Source organism: Methylobacterium sp. BTF04 (assembly GCF_010692745.1).
Lineage (GTDB): Bacteria > Pseudomonadota > Alphaproteobacteria > Rhizobiales > Beijerinckiaceae > Methylobacterium.
This window is the reverse complement of sequence record NZ_JAAHTB010000080.1, coordinates 1-7,283: the sequence shown is the minus strand read 5'-3', so window position 1 is coordinate 7,283 and position 7,283 is coordinate 1. Positions and strand designations below refer to the sequence as shown.

The following is a 7,283-nucleotide window of genomic DNA, read 5'->3' as shown; positions in this document are numbered from 1 at the left end:
CGGGGTATAGCTTAGCTCAGCCGCCAAACTGTCCAGGAAGGCGGGACCACCTCAGCCAGCGTCAACTCGACGTCACGAAAGCTCAGCGTGAAACGCAGATTCGTCTACATGGCCATTTGGATAAGCTTACGGGGGAAGCGGTATCTAGCGTACGAGAGGGTGCGCATGGACCCGGACTACCGCGACACGCCGTGTGCGGCGAGCGCGACCAACCCAGCGTAACAAGCCAGTTGATGGCGCTTTGCGACCGGCTAGAGGTGAGCCTCACATTCTCCGCGGCCAACCGCCGCCGCCTACTCGACACGCTACTTGCCGAGGTCCCTGCGCCGGTCGACGTTTGCAAATTAGTTCGCGGAATGAGCATCGTGAGCCAACTAAACGGCGCGGTGCCCTCATGACTGCGACAAGCTTGGGTCTCATCGGCGCCGCGCTGGTGCTGGCCGGCGTGTTCCTCAATCCCCGACTGTTGCGTTCGCAGCGTTGGCAGGCCGTGGTCACGCCGTTGGCGTCGATCATCGGCTCGGGATTTCTGGTTGTCGGCCCAATTCTGGCGGCCGCTGCCGGCACACAAGCCTGGCTGGCCATGACTGGTCTTTGCGGCCTCGGCTACCTATTCGGGGCGGCGATCCGGCACAATATCCAGCATGTCGAGCCGCTGCTCGCCAGTCAACCGCCGGTCATTACGGCGTTGCTCGAACGGGTTTCGGATGTCGTGTTGGCCTTCGCCTATTTCATCTCGGTGGCTTACTACATCAACTTGTTTGCGGCCTTTGGCCTGAGACTGACCGGCGTCAACGATGTGTTCTGGATAAGGAGCATTGCGACAGGCGTGTTAGGCGGTATCGGCATTTTGGGGTTGTGCGGTGGACTTGACGCACTTGAACGCCTCGCCCTCGGAGCGGTCGGGCTCAAACTTTCCCTGATCGGCGCGGTCCTGGTGGTGCTGGCCGCAACGACCGCTTCGGACCTTACGCAAGGCGGCGTCACCTGGCCCGTCCTCGATCATCCACGCGGTTATCGCGAACTCTCCGTGCTACTCGGGTTAATCGTGCTGGTGCAAGGCTTCGAGACGTCGCGCTATCTCGGTGAAGCCTATGACTGGAAAACACGTGTTACGACCATGCGACAAGCGCAGTGGATTTCGACAGCGATCTATATCGTCTTCATAGTTCTGATCACGCGCTATTTCACCGATACCCCGCCTCAGAACGGGGAAGAAACCGTGATCATCGATATGCTCAGGCCGTTGGGACTTGTTGTCGGACCGATGATAATCTTGGCCGCACTGGCTTCACAATTGTCAGCGGCGGTGGCGGACACGAACGGTGCGGGGGGATTGCTTTCAGAAAGTCTCGGGAAGCGCCTCAGTTCAAACGTCGGTCATCTGATAACCGCTCTCGCGGCGATCAGTATCGTTTGGGTGGCGAATATCTACGAAATCATCACCTATGCCTCCAAAGCGTTTGTCGCATATTATGCCTTGCAATCCATTCAGGCGGCTCGATCCGCATGGCTTCAACGTAATTTTGTGCGGACACTGCTATTTGTTCTCGCTACAGCGCTCGCGCTTGTAGTGATCGTTTTCGCCATTCCCGCCGACGCATGACCCTCCGAACCCCTCCGCGCCGAGCGCACTTTTTTCGGGCATCCTGAACCTTGGAGGGTAAGCGCTGTTTTCAGGCCTGGGCTTTGAGGGCTGACATGGTCGGGTAGGCCCATGGCAGCAGGTTGTTGAGACGGTGCTACGGGTGGCCCTTCACGATGCGGCTGATGACGTCGCTGAGGCGGGCGTGCGGCTCGACGCCGATGAGCTTGCATATCTCGATCAGGAGGCGATGAACGCCGAATGCTGGTCGCCGCCATCCGATCTGCAGGGCGGAGGGTCATGGTGTCATCGGTGTCCTCCCCCGGGAAACGAGCATCCGGCACCGTTTCGTCACGAGGAGCATGGTTGGACCGTGATGGCCCGCCTCGGGGGAGGAAACCGTGAACGCGATCCGTCCCCTGCCGGAGAAGGATCGGACGCCCTCGTTCCAGGCCGTTGCGAAGACGTGCTGTCAGGGCTCCCAAGTCGGAATACCGACAAACGACAATCGACTTTTCCCCACTCAGCCCCCGACGGCAGGCGTAGGTATGGCACTTATAGTCGCCGGGCGATTGGTTCTGGGTACGAGTTACATTGCTATCATCGCAGCAGGGGCCTGCCTGTTGGGCATCGACCGGCGGATGCCTTAAGCTGCTTCTGACTTTCAGACGGCCTTACCGACGAGGTGGCCGATGCCGGCGGTGACCGCCATCGCCGCGGTCCCCCAGAATGCCACTCGCGCGGTCGCTTTCGGGATCGGGGCACCGCCAACCTTGGCCCCGAGCGCACCGAGGACGGCCAGGAACAGGAGCGAGGCGGCGGATACCGAGTAGACGACGAGGCCTGTCGGCGAGACCGCGGCCACGAGGAGCGGCAGGGCCGCCCCGGCGGAGAAGGTCGCCGCCGACGTCAGGGCCGCCTGGATCGGGCGCGCGGTGGTGAACTCCGAGATGCCGAGTTCATCCCTGGCATGGGCGCCGAGGGCATCCTTGGCTGGCCTGACCCCTGAAAAGTGGTCCTCCCTAAGGTATGATGGTGTGGAACGGCCCTGCTTGCGGCAGCGCTGATCTGGGGTTTGATTCCGGATCAGTTCTCGAACGCGGAGGAACCGAACATGTCAGAGATTCACGTCGTCGGCCTCGATCTGGCCAAGCAGATCTTTCAAGTGCACGCGATCTCCTCGGAGGGCGCCGTAGTGGTGAGGCGGCAGTTGCGTCGCTCGCAGGTGCTGACGTTCTTTTCCAAGCTGTCATCCTGCCTCGTCGGGATGGAGGCGTGCGGTGGCGCTCACTTCTGGGCGCGTGAGATTGCGAAGCTTGGCCATCAGGTGCGCCTTATGCCGCCGAACTACGTCAAGCCTTACGTGAAGCGCGGCAAGACCGATGCCGGCGATGCGGAAGCCATCTGTGAGGCGGTGAGCCGTCCAACGATGCGCTTCGTGCCGGTCAAGACAGCCGAGCAGCAGGCCGCCGCCATGGTGTTAAAGACACGTGACCTGCTCGTACGCCAGCGGAACCAAGCGATTAATGCGTTACGGGCTCACCTGTCGGAGTTGGGCATCGTGAGCGGCACGGGAGTCAGCCGGGTGGCGGGTCTGATCGGGATTGTCCGTGACCCTGAAGACGCGCGGCTTCCGGTCATCGCACGGCAGGTCCTTGTGGATCTGTCCGATCACATCGAAGCGTTGACCGAACGCCTTCACCGCTTGGACCGCGAGATCGTGGCCCGGTCACGGGAGGACGCGGACCTCCGGAGGCTGACGGCGGTCCCTGGTATTGGACCCATCTCGGCAGCGTCGCTGAAGGCCCTCGTCCCCGATCCGAGTGGGTTCGTCTCCGGACGGCACTTCGCAGCCTGGCTTGGCCTGACACCGCGCGCTCATTCCAGCGGAGGCAAAGAGCGTCTGGGCCGGATCTCGAAGATGGGCAATCCGACCTTGCGAACCTTGCTGATCCTGGGCGCGACCACGGTCCTGCGCCATGCGCGCAATGGCGGGAAAGCTTCACCGTGGTTGCAGGCGCTCCTGTCGCGTCGTCCTCCAAAGGTCGCCGCCGTTGCGCTGGCCAACAAGACGGCGCGCATCGTCTGGGCTCTCCTCACAAAGGGTAGCCATTATCGGAATCCTGGTCTCGCTGCATCGAGCGCAATGGGCGCGTGACGGCATAGACCAGACAGAGCTGACCGGCGGACCGCTGCCGGGCAGGGATAAGGTGTGCAACAGCAGCGATGAGACCCGACGGGACGTCACCCCGAAGTGAGACAGGCCTCCAAAGCCGATGCGCCTTCGAGCGCGCAGGTATGATCTGCCACTCACCTCGCGGACTCCATCGAGGCCAGCGGTCTCTGACCGCGCCAAAAGGCCGGACATATGACTGCACCGTTCTCGGTGGGGGATCTGTTGCTGAGCGCTCTTGTCCGCAGGGCCGTTCCACATATGGCTTTGAGCCATGTGGAGGATGTTGTCATGGGACGGAAGAAGCATACGGCTGAAGAGATCGTCGCCAAGCTGCGCCAGGTTGATGTCTTGGTCTCGCAGGGTCGCAAGGTCGCCGAAGCAATCCGGTCCATCGAGGTGACGGAAGTCACGTATTATCGTTGGCGTTCCGAGTACGGCGGTCTGAAGGGTGACCAGGTTAAGCGGCTGAAGTCTCTGGAGACAGAGAACCAGCGCCTCCGTCGAGCGATCTCCGACCTGACCTTGGAGAAGCTGATTCTGAAGGAGGCCGCCTCGGGAAACTTCTTCTCTATTCGGGGTTCATCGGTCAACTCCCTTGGTGCGCATCCTTGATCAGCGCGTGATTGGTCCTGTGGAGCTCTTGCTTCTCTCCGAGGTCGGCCTGTGCCGCCTCACGATGGGATCAGAGGGAGTGGGTGGAGCCATCTAAGCCGCGCGTCCGGCAGAACCGACGCTCGAGTTTCCTCGGTCTCACCCGCTCCCGTCGTCCCCACAGGGACCTCCTCCACGCCGGAGGAGCTCAGTGTTACGTGATGCCGGTGTGCGAGCCTCAGGCCGCCGTGGCGGTTGCCGCCGACCAGCGGAAGTCGGTTTCGTCGCGCCACATGCGGTGCAGTACGATCGCCAGCTTGCGGGCGACAGCCACGAGCGCCTTCTGCATGCCCCGACGCTTGGCCACGGCCAGCCCCCAGACCTTCAGCGAGGACCACCGGCCACGCGGGCTGGTTAGTAGCACGAGTGCGGCCTCATAAAGCGCGGCACGCATCATCGTGTCTCCGCATTTTGAGATCCGTCCAATCCGCGTCGTCTCGCCGGATTGGTAGAGCCGCGGCGTCAGACCGTAATGCGCCCCGACGCATTGCGACCGTCCGAACCGAGCCGGGTTGTCGACGCAGGTGCGATAGGTCAACGCGACTACCGGCCCGACGCCGGGCGCAGTCATCAGCCGCCGGCAGATCGGATCAGTGCGAACCTGGTCCAGCAGCATCTTGTGGAGCTTGGCGAGCTGGGTCCGTAGCGCGGACCGCGCCTCCAGCAGCGGCAGGACCACGGCCGCGACAAAGGGCAGATCAAGCACAAGGTCGCGCACGCGCTGCTCGAACCCGGCAGCCCCCACGACGCCGACCTTGAGGCCGAAGTTGCGCAGCTGGCCGCGTAGGTCGCTTTCGATGTCATAGGCCTTGCGCTGCAGGAGCTTGCGCGAGGTCAGGAGCAGGCGGCGCTGCTGACTGGCGGGCGTCTTGACGTGGACCGGCTTGAAAAGGCCGACGCGCATCATCTGGGCAATGCCCATGGCGTCGTTACGGTCGGTCTTGTTGATGCGCGCCGAAAGGGCGGCATGCATGTGCCGGGTCTCGACGCAGATCGCCGGCAGTCCGGCCTCGTAATTACCCACCCCCTTGCGCGGGTCGGGTTTCGCTGATTCCTTGGCGGGATGGGTCGCATCGATCTTGAGCGGTTAAGCCGCGAGGAGCTGATTGAGCTGGTGCTGCGGTTGCAGCGTCCAGAGAAGACTTCGCGCACCTCGTCGAAGCCTCCCGCGACGGATCGCAAGGAACGTCGGGAGCAATCCAAGCCCGGCGGTGCCAAACCTGGTCACAAGGGCCATAGCCGGGTGATGAGCGACGATCCTGATACGGTGGTCGATCATCGTGCCGACCGTTGCTCATGCTGCGGCGGCGCCCTGCACACCGCTCTTCCGACGGAGGTCGTCAGCGTTTCCGAGCGGATCGAACTTCCGGAGGTCGCCCCTGTGGTGACGCAGCATCGGCGACTGGCCGTGCATTGCCCGACCTGCGGGACGCGCGTGATCGCACCGGTTCCGGAGGCGGCGCGCGGAACACCCTTCGGCCCGCGGCTGCATGCGGTGGCGACGTATCTCAAGACCTTCCAGGCCTTGTCCTACGAGCGGCTGCAGGCGGCGCTCTCCGACCTGTTCGGGCTCACGCTCAGCCAGGGCGGGCTGATGAACCTGCTCCAGCGCGCACAGAGGCGATTCCGCTCCGGTCGCGACGAGGCCGTCTCGACGTTACGAAGCGCTACCGTCGTCGCCTCGGACGAGACCGGCGTGCGTATCGAGGGCAGCAACGCCTTTCACTGGGTCTTCCATTCGGCGCAAGCCGTGGTGCATACGGCCTCCCCGACGCGGGGCGCCATCGTGGTGCGCGAGATGATGGACGGCCACCGGCCGGCGGTGTGGATCTCGGACCGCTACACCGCCCAGCAGGGGCACGCAGCCGCGCATCAGACCTGCCTCGCGCATCTCGCCCGCGACGTCGCTTACGTCTTCGAAGTCAGTGACGATCCGGTCCCCTGGCGACTGCAGCTCTGGCTGGCCTCCGTGTTCGCCGTGGCCGAGCGCGTCACGGATCTGGCTACCGCGACACTTGCCGCCAAGCGCCGGAGCCTGGATCGACAGCTCGGCGTCATCCTCGCCACGCCGAGTCGCTGCGACCTGACCAGAGCCCTCCAGGCCAAGATCGGCCGGGCGCGCCGTCAGCTCCTCGTCTTCCTCGCTCATCCCGGCGCGGTCGAGCCGACAAACAATGGCAGCGAGCGGCTGCTGCGCCCGTCCGTCATCCAGCGGAAGATGACCAACGGCTACCGCGCGATGTGGGCTGCTGAGGGCGAAGCTGCCATCCGCACCGTCGTCGATACCGCGCGCCTCACCGGAAGCAGCTCCTTCGGCACCATCCTCAAAACCGTTGGCGCCTGAGCCTAGCGATCACAGGGGTGGGTAATTACCCGGCCTCCACCAAGCCCGCGTAGAGCCATGGCGAAAGTGGCCCCGCCTCCAGGCCGACCCGCGCATAGCTGTGGCCGAGATCTATCAAGTGCTGGCCGATCACCTCGGGATGGCTCTCGACAGTGGCGCGGTGCACGACCTTGCCGTGGGGATCGACGATGCAGATCGCAGTCTCCTTCACGGAAACATCGAGGCCGACGTGGTGCTGCTGGTCCATGGCAGGGCTCCGGTTCGAATCGAAGCACCATCATGCCGCTTCCGCCGCGCGACGCACCCCGAATACCCCATCTGAGCCCGGCTCGCCGCCGGGCATGTATCGACTTCGTCGTTGCCGAGCATGGCGTGTCCGAACGCTTCGCCTGTCGTGTCCTCGGCCAACATCGTTCGACCCAGCGCAAGGTCGCCGTCCTGGCCGAGGACGAGGCCGCCCTGACGGCCGCCAGAGCTATGCGGGAAAGTGGGTGACGACGGTGGATTGAGGGCGGCGTATCGAGGCG

At 63.7% G+C, this 7,283-nt stretch carries 3 protein-coding genes and 6 pseudogenes; 5 read left to right on the top strand and 4 right to left on the bottom strand.

The features are described from left to right. The first annotated feature begins 394 nt into the window (after positions 1–394). On the top strand, positions 395–1,606 hold the full coding sequence (locus G3T14_RS22500; RefSeq protein WP_163644743.1) for a hypothetical protein: 1,212 nt from the start codon (positions 395–397) through the stop codon (positions 1,604–1,606). 139 nt (positions 1,607–1,745) lie between these two features. Here G3T14_RS22500 and G3T14_RS25225 read toward each other — a convergent pair. Both G3T14_RS25225 and G3T14_RS22495 read right to left on the bottom strand, forming a co-directional pair. Then, positions 1,746–1,867, bottom strand: a pseudogene (locus tag G3T14_RS25225) (transposase domain-containing protein); the annotation flags it as partial. A 382-nt stretch (positions 1,868–2,249) separates the two neighbouring features. After that, positions 2,250–2,579 (bottom strand): annotated as a pseudogene (locus G3T14_RS22495) (VIT1/CCC1 transporter family protein); the annotation flags it as partial. A gap of 120 nt (positions 2,580–2,699) precedes the next feature. On the opposite strand from G3T14_RS22495, the gene G3T14_RS22490 reads away from it, so the two are divergent. Together G3T14_RS22490 and G3T14_RS22485 are read left to right on the top strand one after the other, a co-directional pair. Then, entirely contained in the window at positions 2,700–3,743 is a 1,044-nt protein-coding gene (locus G3T14_RS22490; RefSeq protein ID WP_163644742.1) for an IS110 family transposase, read from the top strand. A 306-nt stretch (positions 3,744–4,049) separates the two neighbouring features. Continuing rightward, positions 4,050–4,319 (top strand): annotated as a pseudogene (locus G3T14_RS22485) (transposase); the annotation flags it as partial. Between the two features lie 271 nt (positions 4,320–4,590). Here G3T14_RS22485 and G3T14_RS22480 read toward each other — a convergent pair. Then, positions 4,591–5,418, bottom strand: a pseudogene (locus tag G3T14_RS22480) (IS110 family transposase); the annotation flags it as partial. A gap of 57 nt (positions 5,419–5,475) precedes the next feature. Here G3T14_RS22480 and G3T14_RS22475 point away from each other — a divergent pair. After that, positions 5,476–6,756 (top strand): IS66 family transposase, encoded by a 1,281-nt coding sequence (locus G3T14_RS22475; RefSeq protein ID WP_163644741.1) that lies wholly within the window; start codon positions 5,476–5,478, stop codon positions 6,754–6,756. A gap of 34 nt (positions 6,757–6,790) precedes the next feature. Here G3T14_RS22475 and G3T14_RS22470 read toward each other — a convergent pair. Next, a pseudogene (locus tag G3T14_RS22470) lies at positions 6,791–7,003 on the bottom strand (IS110 family transposase); the annotation flags it as partial. 71 nt (positions 7,004–7,074) lie between these two features. Between G3T14_RS22470 and G3T14_RS22465 the strand changes: the two are divergent. Then, positions 7,075–7,221: pseudogene (locus G3T14_RS22465) on the top strand (IS3 family transposase); the annotation flags it as partial. Positions 7,222–7,283 lie beyond the last annotated feature (62 nt).

Excerpts from the sequence above, each read along its gene's own strand:
- G3T14_RS22490 (WP_163644742.1), top strand. The coding sequence starts at position 2,700 with ATGTCAGAGATTCACGTCGTCGGCCTCGATCTGGCCAAGCAGATCTTT.
- G3T14_RS22475 (WP_163644741.1), top strand. The coding sequence starts at position 5,476 with ATGGGTCGCATCGATCTTGAGCGGTTAAGCCGCGAGGAGCTGATTGAG.
- G3T14_RS22500 (WP_163644743.1), top strand. The coding sequence starts at position 395 with ATGACTGCGACAAGCTTGGGTCTCATCGGCGCCGCGCTGGTGCTGGCC.